The organism is Gordonia sp. YC-XJ4 (assembly GCF_059511865.1).
In genome coordinates this window covers 686258-708934 of sequence record NZ_CM183447.1, presented here as the reverse complement: position 1 = coordinate 708934, position 22677 = coordinate 686258, and the positions used below count along the sequence as shown (strand labels likewise).

Here is a 22677-nt window from a genome sequence, read left to right as displayed (position 1 = left end):
CAGTAAGATTCAGCGGTAACCGGCTGCGCGCAACGCGGCGAGGATCTCCGACCGTGACCCGCCCCCGAAGCGCCGGCGAATACGGGCGACGTGGTGCTCGACGGTCTTCGCCGAGATGAACAACCGGGCGCCGATCTCGGCATACGTGCAGCCGGCGAGAAGCTCGTGGGCCACCTGCGCCTCACGTTCGGTCAACGGTCCCGATGGTGGGCTGACCTGCGGGGATGACACTTCGGCGCGTGTCGGACGCGGGCTCGGCAGGTCGGGTGCGGCGGTGTCGGCGCACAGACGGGCGGCGTCTGTCGGTGCGCCGATGGCGACCAGTCCGGCCCGGGCCTGCACCACCCGCCGATCGTCGACCGGCGTTGCGGCGAAGGCCAGATCGTGCACGACACGCGCGGCCGCCACCAGAGTTGCGGTGCGCTCGTCCCCGGGATGTGCCGACAGCGCCGTCTCGAGGCGGGCGAGCCGGTTCCCGGCACCCGTCCGGTCGCCGACGGCGGCGCACGCGCGGACCGCATACCAGTTCCACGTCACCGCCCAGCCGCTTGCGAGTCCGACCCCGGCGACGATCTCGTCGAATGCGGCGACCTGACCGCGCACACGCACCTGTTCGCCGGCCGCGGCGAGTGATAGCCATAGCTCGCCGAGGGTGAGCGCGTCGACGAGCCCGAACTCGATGGCGGCCGCAGCCCGCAGAGCCTGTCCACGACCGGCGTTGGGAGTCGGAACCCGCCCGAGCGCGGCGACCTCCGCACGCACCCGATCGGCGGGCGTACGCGCGACCGGCACGGGCGTCGGCACGCCGGGTGCGGGGTGTGGATCGAGAAGCAGCGCGATCCACTGCAGTGCGAGATCACGGCGGTCGGCGTCGAAGACCTCGTCGGCCACCATCCGGGCGGCGAGGATGTCTCCGGACTGCACGGCAAGCATCAGTGCCGGCCAGGCGATGTCGTCGTGATCGGCCAGCATCGGCAGCGCCCGCAACAGACCGTCGAGCGTCGGTCCGCCGATCGGCTCGCCGAACAGGGCTCGCAGGACGTCACGCTGTGCTGTGCGCACGGCCGTCGGCGCCGCACCGGTGTCGGTCAGATATCGGGCGGCGGCGTCGCGATCGCCAACGTCGAGCAGCGCGCGGACCGCCGTGATCGGTTGCGTCGCAGCATACTCCGGACCCAGCCAGCGAATGAGGTCGGCGGCGTGGGACGGTCGGCCGGCAGCGAGCGCGATCCGCGCCGACAGCATGGTCGGGGCCACGATCTCGGCTGCGGGACTCGTTGCGGCCCCGATGATCTCGTCGACGATTTGCGATGCGCGGTGGACGTCACCGGCGGCCAGCGCCACATGCGCTCGGCGCAGCGCGATTTCGAAGGCATCACCCCCGGCACCGGCGGCTGCGGTCAGGAGCACCTCCGCCTCCGACGCCGACGCCTGGGCGGCCGCCTCGAGCAGCGCCGCACTCACCCGGGGCTCGCGAATACCCAGTTCTGCGGCGGCCATCGCATCACGCGGCGAGATCGAGCCGGTTCCCATGCGGCGCACCACACTCGCACGCCTGACCTGCGTGACCCGACCCGAACCCAGCGTTTCCACCAGCGGCCCCCGCGCAGCCGACACCAGGGTGTCGGCGCTCAGGAGCAGACCGCTGCCCCGCGCTCGGTCGATCGCGGTGATCGCGCTCTGCTCGTCGATGTCGAGGACCTCGGCGACCATCGAGGTGTCGAGCCCGTTGCCCTCGTCGGCGATCGCGAGAACGGCGAGGGTGGCGTCGTCGAGATGCTCCACACGACGCCGGTACGCCGTCCGCGCGAGCAGAGCAGCATGCTCGACGACGTCCGTTGGTCGCGAATCATGTTGTGCTGCAACCATATCAGACGTCAGCGTCACAAGGATTTCGTCGATGAGGCCCGGTGCACCCGCACACGCGCGTCGGATGTGGGAGGCCTGTGTCGGATCGAGGTCGACGCGCCGCAGCAAGGCCCGATCGAGTACCCACGCGGTCGACACCGGGGCGCACACCCGGACTCCGCCGCCGGGACGGGACCGTTGGACGAGGCCGGTGATCATGGTGTCGCGCACCCTGTTCTCGGTCGCGGCGAGCACCGCGACGTGGCCGTCGTCGAGTGCCGAGCGCAATCGCGCGACGCTCGCGACCGGCCAGGCATGGACGTCGTCGGCGATCACGACGGGTCGGCGACCGTGGGCGTCGGACCACTCCGCGTCCCGCGGGATTCCGACGACGACCCGCGCACCGCCCGCGCGTAAGCGATCGGCGAGGGTCGCCAACGCCCGCGACCGGCCGCTGCCGGGCGGGCCGACCAGAACGGCGAGATCGAGACCGCAACCGTGTCGGCCGAGTTCGTCGACGACGCGGATCGCCCAGGGATCGGACTCGTCGCCGGGCAAGGGTGCCACGGCGGGAGCCGCGAGGCCCTCGCTCACGGGCACGCCGGCAGTCCGACGAGGCCGCAGGTGATCTGACCCACGCCGCCGAGGACGTCGCCCGGCAACTGGCGCACCGCGCCACCGATTCCACTGCCCGAACCCGAACCGCTGTTGCCCGAGCCGCCGGAAGGCGCGCCACCGCCCGAGCCGTCGTCGGTGCCGCCGGTGTCGGTGTTCCCGCTGCCGCCGTCACTCCCGCTGCCGGTGCCCCCGCCGGTCGTACCGCCGTTCGTCGCACCCCCATCGGTCGCACCGCCATTGGAGGCCGACGGCTGTGGCGCCGCGGTGGACCCGGCCGGTTGCCCGGCCTGCGGAGCGGTGGAGGCCGCCGGTACGCCGGCGGCCGCCGAGGAGGGCGCACCGGTGGTGGCGTTGCGCCCGGCCGTTCCCGCCGGTACGCCGCGACCCGACCCCGACGGCGCCGAACCACCGGCCTGCGCGGAGGCCGGCGTCGACCGCGCGGCAGTGGATGCCCCGTGCGATCCGCTGGGCACCGCGCCTTCGGCCGGCGCGGGTGTCGTCGGCTTGGTCGAGCCGACGAGCCCGGTGCCCACCGACAATCCGGCGGCGGTGAACACCGCGATGACCGCCACGCCGAGCGCGACCAGAACACCGCGTTTGCGATTCGAGAGGCGTTGCGCGGGAGCACTTTCGGAGACCGGGGCCGGTTCGACGGCGTGGACCGGGGCAGGTGCGGGCAGGGGCGCGGCCGCGGCGAGCAGCGCGGTGGCGTCGTCGGCGGCACCGGCGCCGGCAAGACGGTCGGCGGAGATCAACGCCGCCCCGACCGCGGCGGCGCCCGCCGGATCGGGGTCGAGGATCACTGGGATGTGCAGGGCGGATTCCAGCAGTTCGGAGACGATCGGGACCGTCGAGCCGCCACCGACGGCGACGATCGCCGCCACCCGACGCGGATCGACGGCTGCGGCGGCGAGCGCGTCGCGGACGAGGCTCACCGATTCCAGCACCGGCCCACGCACCAGCTCATCGACGTCCTCACGCACGAGACGGGCCTCGGTGCAATGCGGTCCGACCGAGATATCCACGGCGGTACCGGTATCCGTCGACAGGGTCTCCTTGGCGGTACGGCAACTCCTGCGTAGTTCGGTCAGGTCGGCGAGGATCGAGGGATCGTCGATCCGGGCGCCCAACGCCTGGCCCAGCCCGGTGGCCTCGAGGGTGTGATCGAGCAGCAGCCGGTCGATGTCACGTCCACTCACCAACGTCGAGGTCAGTGGTCGCGTCAACGGGGTCGGATCGGCGCCGGCGGCGAGCACCGTCACCGTGGTGGCGGACGCACCGAAGTCGTAGACGACAACCGGATCGCCGTCGGCGAAGACGCCGGTGGCGTGTTCGACGGCGGTCACCGCGGTGACCGCTGCGCTCGTCCAGGCGCACCGGTCCGCGGTGAGCCCGGTGGCCGCCTGCACCGCGCGGGCGACGTCGGCGATCACCGCCGGCGACCACCCGTCCGGGACGGCGAACGTCACCTGGACGGCCCGAGGGTCTGCGCCGGTCGCCTCCAGTGTCTCGGTGAGCAGCCGATGGACGGCCTGCGCGTAAAGCGCCTCGGCGAACACCGGATCACCTGCGGCGTCGGCGAGACCGACCGGATCGCCGATGCGAGGTAGGAAGTCGTCGCGTCCGGCGAGTTCGAGCGTCGGGCGGGTGACCGTACCCGCCCAGCCGTCGGCGTGCGCACCGACGGCGATGGAGACGTCGGTGCCGATCTTGATGCCGATCGCCAACGCGGGAGCCGCCTCATGGTCGCCCACACCCCCGGCCGGCTCGGGTGTCGCGTCATGCCGGATGTCGACGGTCATCGTCTCTCCTCGTCTCCTCTAACCGGCGTGGACGCGCCGGGTGACCCGCAGGTCACGCTGCTCATCATGTCGCGACTCCCGGGCGTGTCGTTAGCCGACGGAGCAAAGATGGGGGAATTTCCCCGTAACCCGCGCTCGGCTCACGGCCCGCAGGGGGAAATGCCCCCTCGGGGAACGTGACGGGGCACGGCGGCGAAGGGGGGATTTTTCCCCGATGTGCCGGCCCGGCGGCCCCCATAGCGTGGTCATCATCCACCGCATGTCATTTGAGGAGACTTCCCATGAGCAGCAACAATGCCGTTCTCGACTTCATCCTGGGGCTGTTGCGCGACGACGAAGCCCTTGAGGGGTATTGCCGATCGCCGCAGACCGTACTCGCCGCGGCCGGATTGAGCGGGGTCACCCCGGCCGAGGTCGCCGCTGCGGCACCGTTGGTCGCCGGCGGGGGCGCCGGTGGAGCACTCGGCGCGATCGCCGGTGCCGGCGGCGCGGTCGGTGCCGGCGGTGCTGTGGGCGGCGGGGCCCTCGGCGGACTGGGCATCGGCGGCGGGGCGCTCGGCGGTCTGGGCCTCGGCGGGGCAGCACTGGGCGGCGTCGGATTGGGTGGTGTCGGCCTGGGCGGTGTGAACATCGGCGGATTCTCGCTCGGCTCCATCGACTTCGGCAGCGTCCTCGGCGGCATCGGGGTCGTCGGTGCCGATCTGTCCGGATTCGCCTTGACCGCAGTCGATCTCGGCGGCATCGCCTTCGCCGAGCTCGACCTCGCCGGACAACTCGCGGTCGGACTCGCGGCGACCCTGGCCGCAGGTGTCGGCGCGGGCGGCGCGGTGGCCGGGCAACTGGGTGCCGCACTCGGCGGCGCATTCGATCTCCTGCTCGGCGGTGACGCACTGGTCGGGGGCGCACTCGGCGGCGGAGCCGAGATCGGCGGCCAACTGGCCGCGGCGCTGATCGGTTCGCTGGGCTTCGGCGGCGAGCTCGCCGCCCAATTGTCGTCGTCGCTCTCGGCGGTACTGTCCGTCGGTGCCGGACTCGCGGGCGCCGGCGGGGCCGAACTCGGCGCCGTGCTGTCGGCCGGCCTCACCGCGGGCGGCCAGGTCGCCGGAGCGTTCGCCGCCTCGCTGGGTGCCACCCTCGGTGCCGCACTCGGCGCGGGCGGGGCCCTCGGAGCCGACTTCGCGGCCGGACTGACCGCAGGCCTGGACGCCGCCACCGCACTCGGCGCCAGCCTCTCGGGTGTCCTGGACCTCGGTGCAGGCGCGTCGGCCGCCCTGAGCACCGCACTGACCGGCACATTCGCCGCAGCGGGCGGGGTCGGTGCCGAACTGACCGGACTTCTCGACGCCGGCGCCGTCGCCTCTCTCGCCGGCGAGCTGACCACCACGCTGTCGGGTGCGCTCGCGACCGGCCTGGCCGCCGGCGGCTCGGTGGCCGCCGGGCTCGGCGGTGCGCTGGGCGCCGCGCTGGCCGGCAGTGCGGCCGCCGCCGGTGGCATCGCGTTGACCGCGGGCGCCGGGGCAGGCACCGCGATGTCGGCAGCACTGACCGCGGCACTCGGGATCGGTGGCGCGGGCGGCGCCGGACTGACGGCCGCACTCGACTCCGCTCTTTCCGGCGGCCTGTCCACGGCCCTCTCCGGTGGACTCGCGACAGCTCTCGACGCTCACACCGACCTGGGCGCCGCTCTCGGAGCGAGCCTGGCCTCGACCCTGGGCGCAGGCGGTGCCGTCGCCGGTGACCTCGGTGCCGCGTTGGGTGCCGCGCTCGCCGGCGGAATCGACGCCGACGGCACCTTGAGCGGCCTGCTCGCCACCGGCGCGGGCCTCGACACCGCTCTCGGCGCCACCCTGAACTCGACTCTCGGCGCCACGATCGGCTCGGCGCTCGGCGCGTCCACCGCTCTCGATCTCGGCGGCGCTCTGGCCGGCGTGCTCGACACCGCCGGGCTGGGCGGCGCGCAACTGTCGGCGTTGCTCGACGGCGGGCTCGCCGGTGGACTGGCCGGTGGGCTGGCGACCGAACTCGGCGCGGTCGGCGGACTCGGCGGCGACCTCGCCGCCGCGCTCGGCGGGTCACTCGGCGGGATGCTCGCCGCGGCCACCGGCATCGACGGAAGCCTCAGCGGCGCAACACAAGCCACGCTGGGGCAGGTCCTCGCGGCCGACCTGGGTACCGCCCTCGGCGTCGACGGCGCACTGATCGGGCAACTCGGCGGCGCCCTCGACGCCGCACTCGGTGGGCAACTCGCCGGGGGCGGAGCGATCGGTGGTGGACTGATCGGGGGCCTCGACTCCGCGGCGCTCACCGCGACGACCGGTGAGCTGTCCGGCGCGCTGTCCTCCGCACTCGGCGGTGGCGGCGAGATCGGCTCGGCGCTCGGCGGTTCGTTCGGCGCCGTCCTCGGTTCGGCCCTCGGTGGTGACCTCGGTGGCGCCGTCGCCGGCTCGCTCGTCGACGGCGCCGATCTCGGTACCTCGCTGACCTCCGCACTCGGCGGGGCCCTGAACCTCGACACCGGCCAGGCCGGGTCGATCACCGCGGGCCTCACCTCGACGCTCGAGGCCGGCGGCGGTATCGATCGGATCGTCGACGCCGACCTCGTCGCCGTCGCCCAACCCGCCCTGACACTCGGCCAGAACGGCATCGTCGGCAGCGGCGCGATCACTGCCGGCGGCAGCGCTGCCCTGCAGACCGCGGCGATCGCCGACGGCCTTGCCGGCGCCGGCTCGGATCTCACCGGCGGTCTGGGGCTCTCGACCGACCTGACCCACACGCCCGACCTCGGACTGGGCCTGACGACCACACCCGACGCGGGTCACCACCTCGGAACCGAACTCACCCACGTCGGCAATGACCTGACCGGTGGACTGGGCCTCGGCGGAGGCGGCGCGGCCGCAGGCGGGCTCGGTGGCGAGATCGACTCCCACCTCGGCGACCTGACCGGCGGGGACGCCGGCGGTTCGATCGGCGGCCACGGTCTCGTCGGTACCGCACTCTCCGGCCTGCAGAACACGACGACCACCGAGGGCACCGTCACCGAAAGCGGCCACGGCGCACTCGGATCGATCGCCCAGGTCGGCGCCAACGGTCTGGGCGTGGGAACGGGCGCCGATCCGGGCACCACCGAACCGGGCTCGACGGGCCTGGCGGCCGGCGGCTTGGGCACCGGTGCAACCGATTCCGGCGCAACGGGTTCCGCAGGCGCGGGCAACCCGCTCGGCCACACCCTCGACGCCACCACCCACGCCACCGGCGATCTCACCTCGGGCCTGACGGGAGGCCTCGAGAGCGGCCTCGGCGGTGGCCTGACCGGCGCGGACCCCGGCACCGACTCCACGACCCCGCATCCCGATGCCGGTCACGGCATCGGGGGCCACGAAGGACTTCTCGGCGGCTGACGACGACGTCCACCGTCGCGCGTGGCCTCACGGCTCGCGCCGCCGAGGAGATGGTGGTCGGTGATTCCCTCGGGGATCGCCGACCACATCCCCCCTGCCCTTTCCCTGCCCGCGTGACCGGAGCCGCGGGCAGGGAAAGGGTCTTCGCTTTCTCACCGCGATGCCGCGACCCAGCGGCACCGGTCGGGCTACCGTGGGAGCACCATGTCGCACACATCCGCCGAACAACAGGCCATGTATCCGGCCGCGCCACAAGACAACACGCCGAAAGCACCCACGCCGCAAAGCGCCGCGCCCGCTTCCTCCGATCTTCGCCCCACCGGATCGACGATCTCCGATCTCATCGCTCGGGCCGCGACCCTGGCGGCACAGACACAGCGCGACGACCTGACCGCCCGCCTCCAGGGCGCCCACGCCCGACTCTCCGATCCCCGATTGCGCATCGTCGTCGTGGGCAACCTCAAACAAGGCAAGAGCCAGTTCGTCAACGCGCTGCTGAACCTGGGCGTCTGCGCGGTGGGCGACGACGAGAGCACCGCCGTGCCCACGCTGATCTCCCACGCCGAGCAGCCCGCCGCCCACCTGGTGGTCGCCGGCACCGACCAGCCGATCCCGATTCCCTTCGACGAGGTCACCTCCGTCGCCCCCACCAGCCCCCACACCCAGGGACGCGAGGTGATGCGGCTGGAGATCACCGCGCCCGGACCACTGCTGGCCGACGGACTCGTCGTGATCGACACCCCGGGCGTCGGGGGTCACGGACACCCGTACGCGGCAACGACTCTCGGCATGGTCGCGGCCGGCGACGCGGTGTTCATGGTGACCGACGCCAGCCAGGAGTTCACCGCACCCGAGATGGCCTTTCTGCGTCAGGTGGTCGATCTGTGCCCGACCGTGGCCTGTCTGCTCACCAAGACCGACCTCTACCCGCATTGGCGTCGGATCGCCGACGCCGACCGCGCCCACCTGCGGGCCGCCGACATCGACATCCCACTTCTTCCCGTCTCGTCGACGATGCGCGCCCATGCCCTGCGTCTCGGCGACGAACAACTCAACGCCGAGGCGGGTTTCGCCGACCTCTATCGGTATCTCCGGGAAACCGTGGTGCCCTCGGCGCGCCGATCTGCACGCGCCGCCGCCGGCACCGACCTGCGGACCGTCTCCGAGCACCTGGCGCTCACCTTGGGCAGTGAGCTTGCGGCACTGAAGAATCCGGAGACCGCTGACCGCGCGGTGCGAGGCCTGCGGGAGGCCCGGGCCAAGGCGGAGGGACTGCGCCGGTCGTCCTCGCACTGGCAGCAGACCCTCACCGACGGGATCTCCGACCTGGCCGCCGACATCGATCACGATCTGCGGGACCGGCTGCGCGCGGTGACCCGGGAGGCCGAGCGCGCCATCGACGACGGCGATCCGGAGAAGGACTGGGACCGGTTGTCGGAGTGGCTGATCGACCAGACCGCGACCGCGGTCGGCGACAATTTCGTGTGGGCACACGAACGCTCGGTGTGGCTGGCCGAGCGGCTCGCCGAGCACTTCGCCGCGGCCGGGTACGCCGATCTGCCGGCCATCGACATCGCCGGCGTCGACGGCATCCTCGATTCCGTCACCGAGCTCAGCGCACCCAACACGTCGTCGATGTCGATCACCCAGAAGCTGATCGTCGGGATGCGTGGCTCCTACGGCGGTGTGCTGATGTTCGGACTGATCTCCACCATGATGGGGATGGCGCTGATCAATCCCGTGTCGGTGGGTGCGGGACTGTTGTTGGGCAGCAAGGCCTATCGTGACGACAAGCAGGCGCGACTCGCCGATCGCCGCAACAAGGCCAAGGTGGTGGTGCGCTCGTTCACCGACGACGTCAGCTTCCAGGTCGGCAAGGAGTCCCGTGATCGGCTGCGCACGATGCAGCGCATCCTGCGCGATCACTTCGCCGAGATCGCCGAACAGGCGGCCCGCTCGATCAACGAGTCGCTGAGCGCCGCGCAATCGGCGGCGGCACTGGAGGATTCCGAGCGCGCCGCCCGGGTCGCGACGCTGGAGAGCGAGTTGTCGGCGGTGGCGGCGCTGCGTCGTGCGGCCGAGGCGATCACCGGGACCCAGATCACCGGGCCGGCCGCCTGATGAGTCCCGCACCCGGCCCCGCTCCGGCGGCCCCCGACCTCCTCGCTGCAGCGCGCACGGCCGTGGCCGGTGATCGACGCGCCCTCGATCGGATCGAGGAGTGTGAGCGACAACTCCACGCGCCCTTGCGGATCGCACTCACCGGATCGCTGAAGGCCGGCAAGTCCACGCTGCTCAATGCGCTGGTCGGGCAGGACATCGCACCGACCGACGCCACCGAGTGCACGCGGGTGGTCACCTGGTATCGCCGGGGCCGGACGGCGTCGGTGACCGCATGCGTCGATGACGGTGCCGCCGTTGCGGTTCCGGTGACCCGAATCGACGGCCGACTCGGCTTCGACCTCGGGGCGTTGACCGCCGATCGCATCGATCGCATCGAGGTCACCTGGCCGACCCGGGCGCTGGAGCATCGCGCCCTGGTCGACACCCCGGGGCTGGCGTCGTTGTCGTCGGACCTGTCGGCGTCCACCGAACGTCTTCTCGCGCCCGAGGACGGGCGACCTCGGGTGGATGCGGTCATCTATCTGCTGCGCACACTCACCGCCGCCGACTCCGCCATGCTGCGGCGGATCACCGCGGCCATGGGCTCCTCGGCCGGCCCGCTCGGGGTCGTCGGGGTGGTGTCCCGTGCCGACGAACTCGGCGCCGGGCGGGTGGATGCGATGCTGTCGGCGCAGGAGATCGCTGCGCGACTGACCGGCGAACTGACCCGCACCGGCCTGTGCCACTCGGTCCTCCCGGTGTCGGGGCTGCTGGCGTTGGGGGCACAGACGTTGCGGGAGAGGGAGTTCCGGGCGCTGCTCGCGCTGGCGTCGGTGCCTGCCGACGATCTGGAATCAGCGCTGCTGAGTATGGACCGATTCACCCGCCCGGACATCCTGCCCACCGTCGACCCGCAGGCGCGGCAAGCCCTGGCCGACCGGCTGGGCGTCTTCGGTATCCGACTGGCGGTGACGTTGATCCGGTTCGGGACGACGACGTCGTCGGCGCTGTCGGCGGAGTTGCTCGCGCGCAGCGGTCTCTCGGAGCTCAGTTCCCTGATCACCGTGCAATTCGGCCAACGGGCCTGGCAGCTCAAGTCGCATTCGGCGCTGCGCACCCTCGACGGCATACTCGCCGGCATCCCGGGACCCGCAGCGGCCCAACTGCGTTCGTCGGTGCGCCGCGCGCTGGCCGACACCCACGGCTTCCGCGAATTGCGGTTGATCGGGGCCGTGCGGGCCGGACGGATCGGTCTGCCCCCCGAGACACTCGACGAGTTGAGCCGACTCGTCGGCGACCGCGGCGTGTATCCGACTGTGCGCCTGGGACTTGCGCACGACGCCACCCCGAATGAGGTGCGCGAGGCGGCAATTGCCGCGGCCGCCCGGTGGCGGACACGGGCGGCACATCCGCTGGCCGACCCGCAGGTCGTCGACGCGGCCACGGTGGCAGTGCGCAGCGCCGAGGGCATCCTGGCCGACCTCGGACGGCCGGACCCGTCGATCGGCCCGCCCATCAGCCGTGCCACCGGCGCGACGCTCAACGCAGGGTCGCACCGCCGTCCGGAATGAGGGCCAGCACACCGGCCAGAACCCCGGCGAGCGCCGCCGCCGACGGCAGATAGCGCGACACCCACACCATCGGCAGAACCGTATCGGTATCGGCGGGCAGCGAATTCGTCGTCACGATCCACGCGACCGCCAGCACCGTCACGAGGACCGCCGAACCGAGTAGCAGGGGCCGAGCTGCTTTGCCGCCCTGGCGCAGCAGCAGTACACCGAGGACCGCCGCGATGACGGCCAGCGCCGCCACACCCGCGGCGACCAGCAGCGCAACGGACACCGTGGTGGAGATGTCGGCGGCACTGGCCCCCTGATTGTCGGCCGCGAGATCGGCTCGCAGGGCAGCGGTCAGCGCGTCACGCGACATCATCACCACCACCGCCGCGGCGACCAGAAAGACCACCTCGAGCACGGCGAGCCCGACGACCAGATGCGTGCGACGCGTGCGTGCGACCGGAGGCTGCGCCAACGGGGTCACGGCAACGCGCGGACGTGGTGGCGGTGGCCGATGCGGCGGGTGGGGATCAGTCATGCGGATTCACCCCGCTCTCCTCCGGCGGTCATCAGCACCGTAGCTGCCCCTTGGCTTTGAGGATGCGGACGACCGACTCGTCGACGCGCGACTGGCTCAGTTGTCCGGACCGGACGGCGGACTCGAGGCTGTTGAGGACGGCGGTCACCTTGTCGGTGGTGATCCACAGGGCGATGTCGCCGCCGGCGACGAGGAAGCGTTGCACCGCCTGCGGCAGCGGGTAGCGCTGGGTGATGGCGCCCATCCCGGACAGGTCGTCGGAGAAGACCACGCCGTCGAAGGCCGGACCGCCGTACGGTTGCCCGGTCCGCAGCATGCGCATGGCGTTGACGCTCAGGCTCGCCGGCGTGTCACCGACGGTCAGTCCGGGCACGATCAGATGCCCGACCATCACCGCCGCATTCCCCGGATTCGCCAGCAGCGTCTTGTACGGGACGAGGTCGCTGCGCTCGAGTTGCGTGAGCGGCGGCGTGCGCACGACACCGAGGTGGGAGTCACCCGAACCGTGCCCGTGCCCCGGGAAGTGTTTGAACACCGGCATGACTCCGGCGGATTGAAGTCCCTCGGCGAACGCCTGGGCGTATCGGGCCACCGTGGCCGGGTCGTCGGAGAACGAGCGGTCACCGATGACCGCGTCGTCGGGTTCGTCGCTGACGTCGGCGTCGGGGGCGAAGTCCACGGTGATACCCAACGCCCGCATCTTCTTGCCCTCACTCGCCGCGAGGGCACGGACTTGCTCGGGTGTCTTGGTGCGCGCGAGCTCACGCGCCGACGGGCTGTCGATACCGAGCGAGGACAACCGGGAGACGCGACCGCCTTCCTGGTCGACGCTGACCATCAGCGGGATCGACGAGGCTGCGGTGACCTTCTCGAGGGCGCCCTGGTCGGTGAGAAGCGATTTGTCGGTCCAACTGCCGATGAAGATGCCGCCCACCGGCTCCCGTTTGACCAACGACAGCGCGTCGTCGGTTCCGGTCACGCCGACGACGATCGACTGGCCCAACTTCTGTCGCAGCGACATCTTCGCCAGCGTCGCCGCACCGCAGCCGATGGGCGCCGCGGCACTCGTCGACGCCGGCGGGGACGAGCGGGTCGACGCCGACGAGGCCGCGCTCGACGATGTCTGCGCGGCCGACGAGGAGGAATCGGTGCCGCAGCCGACCACGGCGATACTGGTCACCGCCACCAGCGCGATCAGGTCACGAACCTGGCGAAAACGGCGTCGTCGAGTTGGGCCCATGGCACGAGTGTTGCATGTACTCTTGGGCAATGGACTCTCGACACCGGGAGCAGGGTGCGCGGATCGACTCCGCCCCCGCTGAACCCGTGTCCCCGTCCTCTTCGGTGTCCCAGTCCGCTTCTGGTCCGGTCCCCCAGTCGGTGATGATCGCGTTCGACGGCGGCGCCAACTCCGAGCGGGCCATCACCTACGCCGCCCACTTCCTGCGGGCGACGACCGCGCACGTGGTCACGGCCTGGCAGCCGGGCACGCTCAATCCGGCCCGGCTGTCGAGTCTCTCGGCCGGCATCCAGCCCTTCGTCGACACCTCGCCCCTCGAACTCGACGTCGACGACGCCCTGCGCGCGGAAGCCGCCGAGATCAACACGCGGGGCGTCGAGATGGCGCGGGACGCGGGCCTCGATGCGACCGGGACCCTGGTGGAGGTGGAGTCGACGGTGTGGGGTGCACTGGTCGCCGCCGCCGATGCCCTCGACGTCGACCTGTTGGTGACGGGTACCCGCGGCGACTCCGGACTCAAGGCACTACTGCGATCCAGCGTGGCCGGCCGCGTGCTGAAGCACTGCCACCGACCGGTGTTCATCGTTCCGGCCAAGTGCGACAAGCAACCTCCGGTGTCGCCGTGACCCGACGTACGCCTTGCGCTCGCGCGCCGATGGTGCCATCCTTGATGGTCATGACTACCGGAAAGGCGGCCACCGCCTCCCTCGCGTGAGCCCCGTGCCGGTCGACCCCGTCGGCGTCGACCACCGAACGATACTGTCCAGCAATCGTTTTCCACCGCCACCAACTGACGGCTCGGATTCGTCGGCGATCGCCGGCTACCTGATCGATACTCGCGAGGCCTGGCTCGAGCACGGACTCGACTGCCGACGAGCAGATCGCACCACTGCCGAAGCCACGATCTCGGAACTGTATCGGATCACCAAACACCCTCCCCCACAATTCATCTGGATGGCCTCGCCACACGCGGCGGTGCGGTGTATCCAGACCGAGAAGTTCGACACCACGACCGCACCCGGACGTGACGACGCCCCCAATCGGATCGCCGCGATGCTGGCACGCTCGCGTGACGCCGTCGAGAAGAAGCGTCTCGACCGGCTGTCACCCGTCTTTCCGAATCGGCGCGTGACCCCCGGACGCGCACAGGCCGGACGCACACAGACCCTGAGCCCGGCGGAGGCACTCGAGGGCGGGGCCGAGGTGCCCGACGTCGTCCGGGCAGCCATCCGGGACTCGTTGCGCACCAGCCTCTTCGACAACATCGGCCGTCCCATCAAGTCGACGCTGCCGGTGATGCCCGGCGTCGGCACGTGGTTCGGTCAGCATGAGGCGCATCGCAGCGCGTTCGGGCTCGTCGCCTATCGATTGGGGTTGGCGCGGCTGCCGCCGGACGAGGTCGAACTCCTCGAGATCACCACGGCGCTGGCGGTTTCCGCCGGATGGTGGTGGGCATTCGACGACGTCTGCGTCCTGGCCGAACGGCCGATCTCCGTCGACACCGAACCCATCCCGCACAGCCCGCACGGCACACGGCGCCTCCATCGCGACGACGGTCCCGCCGTCGCCTACGCCGACGGCTGTGCTGTGCATGCCGTTCACGGAACGATCGTGCCGCACTGGGTGATCGACGATCCGACACCCGAACGCATCGCCGCCGAACGCAACATCGAGATCCGCCGCACCGCGATCGAACGCATCGGCTGGGATCGATGGATCGACGATGCCGGGATGCGACTGATCGACGAATCCGACGATCCCGGTAACGAGGCGGCCACCCTCGCGCTGTACGCCAGCCCCCGCCAATGGCGGACCAATCAACGAATCCTGGTGGTGACCAATGGTTCCCGGGAACGCGATGGCCGGCGCCGACGCTACGGCATACACGTGCCCGGCTGGGTGCCCACCGCTCTGACCGCCGCGGCCTGGACCTACGGCCTCGACGCCGACGACTACGCCCAACTCGTGCGACGAACGTGAGGCGCATACCGCATACCACCGCACCGGAACACACCACCGCACCAGAACACATGGGAGACACACACATGACTTCGACAGCATCGGCCACCACCACCCTCGCCGAACTCACCGAGCAGAGCGGTCTCGGCGTCCTCGATCACCTCGACACCGCACTCACCATCCCGGTCACTGTCGGGCTGCAGGCGCAGGGCGACCTCCTCGTGGTCCCGTGGCGCATGGTCGCCGCCGCCGAGGCGCGGTCGGGGGCGTCGACGACGCCCACACCGGTGCCGCCGACAGGCATCGAGATCCTCCGTGGCGCCGGCGGCGGCAACCCGCACACCCTGCTCGCCGACGGGGAGTGCACCTGGACCCGGCGATGGTTCGTCGACGGCGACGGCTTGAGCCTCGGCGTCGTCGACGCGTCCTCGGTCGCCTATCTGCTGCATCCCGAGCACGGCGCGAGCGGGATCGCTCCCGGCCGGTACGTCATCCGCCGCCAACGCGAGGCGGCCGACGAGCTCTACGGGCTGGCCTGGCGGTTCGGCCGATTCAGTCGCTTGGACGGGTCGCGGCTGGTTGCCGACTGAACGCGGGCACGGCGAGGCGTCCCGCGCGCTCACGCGAGCGCTGCGGCGCCGATGGTAGTTTGGCCACCATGCGCAACAACCGCCTGATCGCCGGAGCCGTCGCCGGAGTTGCCGGCATCCTGGTCGGACTCGGCGCGGTGCTCCTCGGCGGGGTCCTGTCGGCGCAGACGAGCCCGTCGACGGACCTGAACAACATCAATCCGAACAGCGGCTTCGTGCAGGGCTCGGTGGACTACGGATCACGGGGTGGCTCCGGCGACAGCCAGTGACCTCGAGCGACCCGGCCGCAGTGAGCTCGAGCGACCCGGCCGCGCAGCGCACGCTCGACCGCCGCGGTGTGGCGGTCGCCGCGCTCGTCGCGCTGGTCGTCTCGTTCCTGCAGTCGCCAGGCCTGACCGCCGCCGACACCAAGCTCGACCTCACCGCCAACCCGCTCGGCTTCCTCGCGCGGGCCGCGCACCTCTGGACGCCGCAGGCACCGCTGGGGCAGGTGCAGAACCAGGCCTACGGCTATTTCTTCCCGCACGGGGCGTTCTACGCGGCCGGTGAGCTGATCGGTCTTGCGCCGTGGGTGACCCAGCGGCTCTGGTGGGCGGTGCTCCTGTTCGTGGGCTTCGTCGGTCTCGTCCGTCTTGCCGAGGCGCTGGCCGTGGGATCGATGGGCTCACGGCTGCTGGCCGGGACGATCTTCGTGTTGTCGCCGCGGGTGTTGACGACGATCGGCTCCATCTCGTCGGAAACACTGCCGATGATGCTGGCCCCCTGGGTGCTGCTGCCGGTGGTGCGTGCGCTGGATCGCCGCGACGACACGCCCGTGTGGCGGCACGCGATGCGCTCGGCGGTGGCCGTCGCGCTGATGGGAGCGGTCAACGCGGTCGCCACGCTCGCGGCATTGGGCGTCGCGGTCGCGTGGTTTCTGCTGTGCGCACGCACCGACGTGCGCCGGTGGTGGCGCTTCGGGGTTGCCTGGGCGGCCGGGCTGGCACTGGGGTGCGCGTGGTGGATCGTGCCACTGCTCATCCTGTCGCGGGTGTCGCCGCCGTTCCTGGATTTCATCGAATCCTCCCGGGTGACCACCGAGTGGACCTCGCTGACCGAGGTACTGCGCGGCACGAGCTCGTGGACACCGTTCGTCTCCACCGAACGCGTGGCGGGCGCCGTGCTGGTGACCCAACCCGCCGCGGTTCTGGCTACCGGCACCCTGGCCGCCGCCGGATTGGCCGGATTGTGCATGCGGCACATGCCGTATCGGCGACGATGGATCGCGATCCTGACGATTGGGCTGCTGCTCATGTGCACCGGTTACGCGGGCGGGCTCGGGTCACCGATCGCCGAGCCGGTCCGGGTCTTCCTCGACGGCCCGGGCGCATTCCTGCGCAACGTCCACAAGTTCGAGCCGTTCGTCCGGCTGCCGCTGGTGCTCGGTGTCGCGCACCTGTTGGCGCGCGTGCCGCTGCCGGGGTCGGCGCCGACCCGAAAGTGGTTGCGGGCGTTCGCGCATCCGCAACGATCACGGCCGGTGGCCGCGGCGCTGGTCGTCCTCGTCGCCTCGGCCGGCGCCGGCTCGCTGATGTGGACCGGTCAACTCGCCCCCGACGGCGCGTATCGCGCCATCCCGGACTACTGGACACAGACGGCGTCGTGGCTCGGTGCGCACGCCCACGAGGGTGTATCCCAGGGCGGTGTCTCCCAGAACGGCGTCGAACAACGGGCGCTTGTCGTTCCGGGCGCACCATCGGCCGATCAGTTGTGGGGACTGACGCGTGATGAGCCGCTGCAACCACTTGCTGACTCCCCGTGGGCCATCCGTGACGCGATCCCGCTGACGCCGCCGGGAGCGATCCGGGCTCTCGACTCGGTCCAGCGCGATCTGGCCGACGGGCGGGCGTCACCGGGGCTCGCTGCGACACTGGCCGATCAGGGGATCGGCTTCGTCGTGTTACGCGCCGACCTGGACCCCGACACCTCGCGGTCGGCGCGTCCGTTGCTGGCCCAGCAGGCCCTCGACGGGTCACCCGGCCTGACCCGCGCCGCGTCGTTCGGTCCGCTGGTGAGCCAACCCAGCGCCAAGGGTGTGGTGCGCGACAACGGTTTACGCCCACCGATGCGCGCGATTCAGATCTACCGGGTCGACGCGGCGGGCGGCACGGGTCCGTCACTGACCGATACCGCGTCGATGCCGCGTGTCGCCGGAGGACCCGAAGCGATTGCCGCACTGGCGGATCTGCGCGCACGGTTGGGAGAACCCCCCGCCGGCCCCACACTGATGCAGGCCGACGCGCAACGCACAGACCTGCCGTCGGCGCCGGTGATCCTCACCGACACCCCGGCCGACCGCGAGACCGATTTCGGCCGCGTCGACGACCATAGCTCGGCCATCCGTGCGCCCGGGGATCCGCGCCGGACGCAGAACGCGGCTCCGGATTATCCCGTTGCCGGACAACCACTCACCGAAGGGCAGTGGCTTCTCGACAACCAGCCGAACGGGGTGCGTGTCTCGACATCGGGGTCGGCGTCCGATGCCACCCAGCCCGGACAGACCTCACCGGCGAACTCCGCGGCCGCCGCCTTCGACGGCGACCCGGCCACGGCATGGGTGTCGGCGGATCTCACCTCGGCGGTCGGGCAGTGGATGCGTCTGGACTTCGATCGTCCGCGAAGCGATCTCGCCCTGCGGCTGACAACAGCGAAAGCACTCGGCCCGGACGTCTCGTCGATCGTGGTGACCACCGAGGCCGGGTCGACGGTGGCCTCCGGACTCGAACCCGGCAAGCCCGTGACGGTCACCGCACCCAGCGGACCGACCCGGTGGGTGCAGATCCGCGCCTCGGCCACCGACGACGGCAGCGCCGGAAACCAGTTCGCGCTCGGCGAGGTCGGGGTGATCGATCTGGCGTCCGGGCTGCCGCTGACCATCCGCCACCGCGTCGTCCTACCCCGGGTCGCGCCGGGCACGCCGGTGGCGGGATGGCTTCTCACCCAAGAACTCTCCGGGCGCTCCACATGTGTGAACCAACCCGGTGGCGCCGACGACGGCTCACCCGCGGCGCGGGTGCTGTGCGCGTCGGGTCTGGGGTTGAGTCCCGAAACACCGGGGGTGATGACGCGCGCACTCTCGGTCCCCGACGGCGTCGACGTCACGCCCGCGGTGGTGCTGCGACCCACACCCGGGGACGGACTCGACGCGTTGCTGCGCACGCCGACGACGGTGCGGGCGACCGGGGCGTCGGAGGTCAACGATCCGCGCGGGTCGAGCCAGGCCGCCGTCGATGGCGACCCCGGAACCGTATGGACCGCAGCCGAACCCACCAAGAAGGGTGACAAACCCACGCTGACCCTGACCCTGCCGGCACCGCAGGAGGTGCAGAGTCTGCGGATCGTCGCGCCCGCCGGCGGCTATCCGGCCGCCCCGACCGAGGTGGCGGTGGATCTCGGCACCGGCCCGCAACGGGTCCACGTCGGCGCCGACGGCGTCATCCGTCTGCGGCCCGCCGTCACCGATCGCATCACCCTCACGATGCTCGACCGCACCGACCTCCTCGACGTCAACAGTCTCGGATTCGCCAGCCGCGCACCGGTCGGCATCGCCGACATCGCGATCTCCCCTGCCCCGCCTGCAGCCCCACCACTGAGCAGGCCCATCGACATCGGTTGCGATGCAGGCATCGGGATCACGGTGTCGGGTCAGGTGATCGGCCTGTCGGTACACACCACCGCCGCCGCGTTGCGTGACGGGGAGCCGGTGGTGGCCCGCCCGTGCTCGTCGGCCCCGATCCGTCTGCCCGCGGGTGAGCAGGAGTTATCGGTGAACCCGGGGCAGGCGTTCACCGTCGACACCACCTGGTTGGGCAACACCGCGATGCCCGGTGCGCCGGCCGCCGGTGCCGTGACCCGTCCGAGGGTCGAGCAGTGGCAGTCGACCGCACGGAGCGTGCGCGTCGATGCCGCGCCGACCGCCCGGATTCTGTCGGTGCCGGAGAGCACCAATCCCGGATGGGTGGCCGAATTGAGCGGTCGCACACTCGATCCCGTCGTCGTGGACGGCTGGCAGCAGGGGTGGCAGGTGCCGGCCGGCGCATCCGGCACGGTGACGTTGAGGTTCCGGTGGGACAGCGTCTACCGATGGTCGCTGATCGTCGGATTCGTGTTGCTCGCAGTACTTTTCGCAGCAGCGTTCCTCCCGTGGCGACGACGGGCCGGCCTGCCCCCCGCTCCGGTTCCCGTTGCGCCGGTGGGCGGTACGGCGGTGGGCGGTACGGTGGTGGCCTGTGCGGGCGCGCTCGGTTGGCTGGCCGCGTCGTGGCTGCTCGCCGGATGGTGGGCGGTGCTGATCAGCGTGCTGGCCGGGGCGACGGTCGTGCTCGCTCGGTCGCGGGTGGTCGTGGTCGGCTGCTTCGTCGCGATGATGCTCGCCACGGTGGGATTGGCGTCGGGACCCTGGCATGCGACGACCGGCTACCACGGCTTCTCGTGGTGGGTTCAGTTGCCGGCGTTCGTCGCGGTGTCGCTGCTGATCTCCTCGGCGATGCCGGCCTCGATACGCCGCTGGTTCTCGCGACTGCGTGCACGCCGCGCACTTTCGCGGCGGCGCAACCAGTCCCGGGCCGGTTCCTCGACGAAGGCGTAGCTCGCCGCCGAGATCCCGATCGAGAGCACCGCGGTGAGGCACCACACCAGGGTCGTGTTACCGGAGAACGGCACGATCCCGAAGAGCGGGAACACCACGGCGAGCACCGCGACGTGCCAGATGAAGATGCCGTAGGACCAGCGGCCCAACGCGGCCATGACCGGTGAGGTGAGGAATCGGAACCGCGCGCGCACCCGCGGCGAGTTCCCGAATGGCTTCTCGCACACCAGAGGTGCGAGCAGGGCGAATGCGCACAGCGCTCCGAGTGCCATCTTCACGGCGAACTGCCACGGCGCGAGGACGCCGAGCCCGGTGGGTCCGGCGATCGGCGTGCATGCCAGACCGTAGGAGACGATGAACAGCGCCAGCATCGGCCACCGGCGGGCACCGATTCGCTCGATCGCGCGGGTGATCGTCGACTGTCCACCGAGGTCGGCGGCGCCGGCCACCTCGGCGATGACCAGGCCCGCGACGAACCATGGCAGGTGGCCGAACACCCAGTTTGTCGGTTCGGTCCCGTCGGGCACCGGCAGTGCACGGGCCACCCAGGCCCAGCCGAGGCTGATCACGCCGAGACCCAGCAGCGCGGGCACCCGGGCGCTCACCCGCGCTCCACTCAGCCACATCAGGGCGACCCCGAGGATCGGCAGCAGCAGGTAGAAGGCCACCTCGACCGACAGACTCCACATCTGGGTCAGTCCTGCGGTCAGCGACAGCGGCACGAACACCTGGGTGAGCGTCAGATTGGCGAGCCAGACGGTGAGGTCGGCGCCGCGCGCCTCGGGTAGCAGCGTCAGCACCACGACGACGACCACCACGTATGCCGGCCAGATGCGTACGACACGGTGCCGCAGATATCGCCGCACCGACGGCGGGCGAGCCTGCCGATGCGCCGCGGCCACCCAATTGCGCCACAGCAGGAACCCCGACAACGCGAAGAACAGGGCAACGGCGAGATCGAGCCGGCCCAGGATCGGGCCGATCACCGGAGTGCTCATTACACCGGTCTGGAAGGCGACGTGGGTGGTCAGCACGCCCAACGCCGCCACCGCACGCATGCCCTCGAGTTGCGGAAAGAATCGCCGGTATTCGGGGATGCGGGTGGTGACCGTGGTGGCATCTGGCGTGGGCTGGGTGGACATTCTGGAGAACACCGTAGCCGTCCTGAGGCGGGTGTGGTGACCGCGTACGCTCGCCGTTATGCCCGAGCCCGGCGCCGACGACCGCCCCCGCCCGAGCCGCTGGTCGACGCGCGACCTGCTCGGGCCGACCATCATCTTCCTCGGCGGATTCCTCCTGGCGGCCGCGCTGGCGCTGCCGACACTGCTGGTGGGCCAGCTCGAGCTCATCCCGCTCTCGACCGACGTGACCACCGTCGCCACCAGCGTCCCGACCGGTGACGAGGGCGAATCGGGGTCGCCCGCTCCGACTGCCACCATCCTGGATCGCTGTTCGCTGAACACCCCGGCCGCACGTACGCTGCCCGCCACGCTGGTCCGGCAGCAACGCGTGGTCGCGGTCCGCCCGGCCGACAAACGGGTGATCACCCTGCAGGCGGGCACGTCGGTGCAGGGCGACCGCATCTGGCTCGACGGCCGCATCGCCGACGCCGACGCCGCCCGCCCCGGATCCGAGGTGCCGCCTGCGTCGGGTGAGTCGGCGTGCACCGATCCGACGTTGTCGGCGTTCAAGGATCGCGTGACCCTCTCGCGCCGCTCTGCAACACCCGATCTGGGCGCCAACAGCACCGGGGCGCGGGGCAATTCGGAGATCCAGTACGACAGCAATGCGGTGCCGGTTCCCGCGCCGGACCGCACCGGCGACACCTACGTCCTGCCGTTCGGGGTGAGCGTCGCCGAGCACACCTTCTTCGATCCGACGACCCGGCGGTCGGTGCCGCTGACACCGCAGGGCGACGCGCAGGTCGACGGCCGCAGCGCGCAACGCTTCGTCGCCGAGGTCCCCGACACCGACCTCGACGCCACCCGTTCCGGGGTGTCCGACGGCGTGCCGCCGACCCGGATCACGCGTCCGGCGTCGTGGTTCGGTGTCGGCGGCGATCCGGCGCGGCAACTCACCGCGACCCTGCATCAGAGCTCCCGGTGGGAACTGTCGGTCGACACCTCGACCGGCACGATCCTCGACGAACGGGTCACCATCGATCAGGCCTACCGTCTCCCCGACCCGGCGTTCGCCGACTTCCGCCTGACGAATCTGCAGGCGACCTTCGCCTACGACGACGCCACCCGGAACCGGTTGTCCGATCTGGCCGGGAGTCTGTCGACGCCGCTGGTGATCTGGGGTCGGGTCGTACCGATCGTCGCCGCGGTCCTCGGCGTCGTCGCCGTGGTCGGCGGGCTGGTGCTGACGATCGGGTCGCGTCGGGCGGGCGAGTAGC

The 22677-nt window shown here is 71.3% G+C and carries 13 protein-coding genes and 1 pseudogene; 9 read left to right on the top strand and 5 right to left on the bottom strand.

The genetic code is table 11. The annotated features are described in order from the left end of the window. Positions 1-9: 9 nt before the first annotated feature. A complete protein-coding gene (locus AC5ZH6_RS03090) occupies positions 10-2448 on the bottom strand; it encodes a LuxR C-terminal-related transcriptional regulator (protein ID WP_496168428.1) in 2439 nt (812 codons plus the stop codon). Continuing rightward, positions 2439-4268: an Hsp70 family protein gene (locus AC5ZH6_RS03085; protein WP_496168426.1), complete on the bottom strand. Its 1830-nt coding sequence runs from the start codon at positions 4266-4268 to the stop codon at positions 2439-2441. The genes AC5ZH6_RS03090 and AC5ZH6_RS03085 overlap by 10 nt, the downstream gene beginning before the upstream one ends. Before the next feature lie 281 nt (positions 4269-4549). Between AC5ZH6_RS03085 and AC5ZH6_RS03080 the strand changes: the two genes are divergently transcribed. The 3 genes from AC5ZH6_RS03080 (at position 4550) to AC5ZH6_RS03070 (ending at position 11340) form a co-directional block, all read left to right on the top strand. After that, positions 4550-7666 carry an IniB N-terminal domain-containing protein gene (locus AC5ZH6_RS03080; protein ID WP_496168424.1) on the top strand — a complete coding sequence of 1039 codons (3117 nt, stop codon included), beginning with the start codon at positions 4550-4552 and terminating at the stop codon, positions 7664-7666. A 204-nt stretch (positions 7667-7870) separates the two neighbouring features. After that, positions 7871-9787 (top strand): dynamin family protein, encoded by a 1917-nt coding sequence (locus AC5ZH6_RS03075; protein WP_496168422.1) that lies wholly within the window; start codon positions 7871-7873, stop codon positions 9785-9787. Beyond that, positions 9787-11340: a dynamin family protein gene (locus tag AC5ZH6_RS03070; RefSeq protein ID WP_496168420.1), complete on the top strand. Its 1554-nt coding sequence runs from the start codon at positions 9787-9789 to the stop codon at positions 11338-11340. Before AC5ZH6_RS03075 ends, AC5ZH6_RS03070 begins: the two co-directional genes overlap by 1 nt. On the opposite strand, the gene AC5ZH6_RS03065 is transcribed toward AC5ZH6_RS03070, so the two are convergent. Further along, positions 11309-11863, bottom strand: coding sequence for a hypothetical protein (locus AC5ZH6_RS03065; protein ID WP_231386772.1), 555 nt, complete (start codon positions 11861-11863; stop codon positions 11309-11311). The genes AC5ZH6_RS03070 and AC5ZH6_RS03065 overlap by 32 nt on opposite strands. A 31-nt stretch (positions 11864-11894) precedes the next feature. After that, positions 11895-13103, bottom strand: coding sequence for a glycoside hydrolase family 3 N-terminal domain-containing protein (locus AC5ZH6_RS03060; RefSeq protein WP_205741451.1), 1209 nt, complete (start codon positions 13101-13103; stop codon positions 11895-11897). A 29-nt stretch (positions 13104-13132) separates the two neighbouring features. On the opposite strand from AC5ZH6_RS03060, the gene AC5ZH6_RS03055 reads away from it, so the two are divergent. The 5 genes from AC5ZH6_RS03055 to AC5ZH6_RS03035 all read left to right on the top strand — a co-directional run bounded on the left by AC5ZH6_RS03055 (position 13133) and on the right by AC5ZH6_RS03035 (position 20279). Continuing rightward, on the top strand, positions 13133-13729 hold the full coding sequence (locus AC5ZH6_RS03055; RefSeq protein WP_370530170.1) for a universal stress protein: 597 nt from the start codon (positions 13133-13135) through the stop codon (positions 13727-13729). Positions 13730-13814: 85 nt separating this feature from the next. Continuing rightward, on the top strand, positions 13815-15083 hold the full coding sequence (locus tag AC5ZH6_RS03050; protein WP_165776322.1) for a DUF6745 domain-containing protein: 1269 nt from the start codon (positions 13815-13817) through the stop codon (positions 15081-15083). Positions 15084-15148: 65 nt separating this feature from the next. Beyond that, a complete protein-coding gene (locus AC5ZH6_RS03045; RefSeq protein WP_094602155.1) occupies positions 15149-15652 on the top strand; it encodes a DUF8820 family protein in 504 nt (167 codons plus the stop codon). Between the two features lie 68 nt (positions 15653-15720). After that, entirely contained in the window at positions 15721-15921 is a 201-nt protein-coding gene (locus tag AC5ZH6_RS03040; protein WP_006369416.1) for a DUF2613 domain-containing protein, read from the top strand. Between the two features lie 20 nt (positions 15922-15941). Further along, positions 15942-20279, top strand: coding sequence for an alpha-(1->3)-arabinofuranosyltransferase domain-containing protein (locus AC5ZH6_RS03035; RefSeq protein WP_165776321.1), 4338 nt, complete (start codon positions 15942-15944; stop codon positions 20277-20279). 11 nt (positions 20280-20290) lie between these two features. On the opposite strand, the pseudogene AC5ZH6_RS03030 reads toward AC5ZH6_RS03035, so the two are convergent. After that, positions 20291-21337, bottom strand: a pseudogene (locus AC5ZH6_RS03030) (acyltransferase family protein); the annotation flags it as partial. A 142-nt stretch (positions 21338-21479) separates the two neighbouring features. Between AC5ZH6_RS03030 and pgfA the strand changes: the two are divergent. Continuing rightward, complete coding sequence (gene pgfA / locus AC5ZH6_RS03025; RefSeq protein ID WP_094601714.1) at positions 21480-22676, top strand: cell envelope lipid trafficking protein PgfA; 1197 nt, start codon at positions 21480-21482, stop codon at positions 22674-22676. Position 22677: the final 1 nt, after the last annotated feature.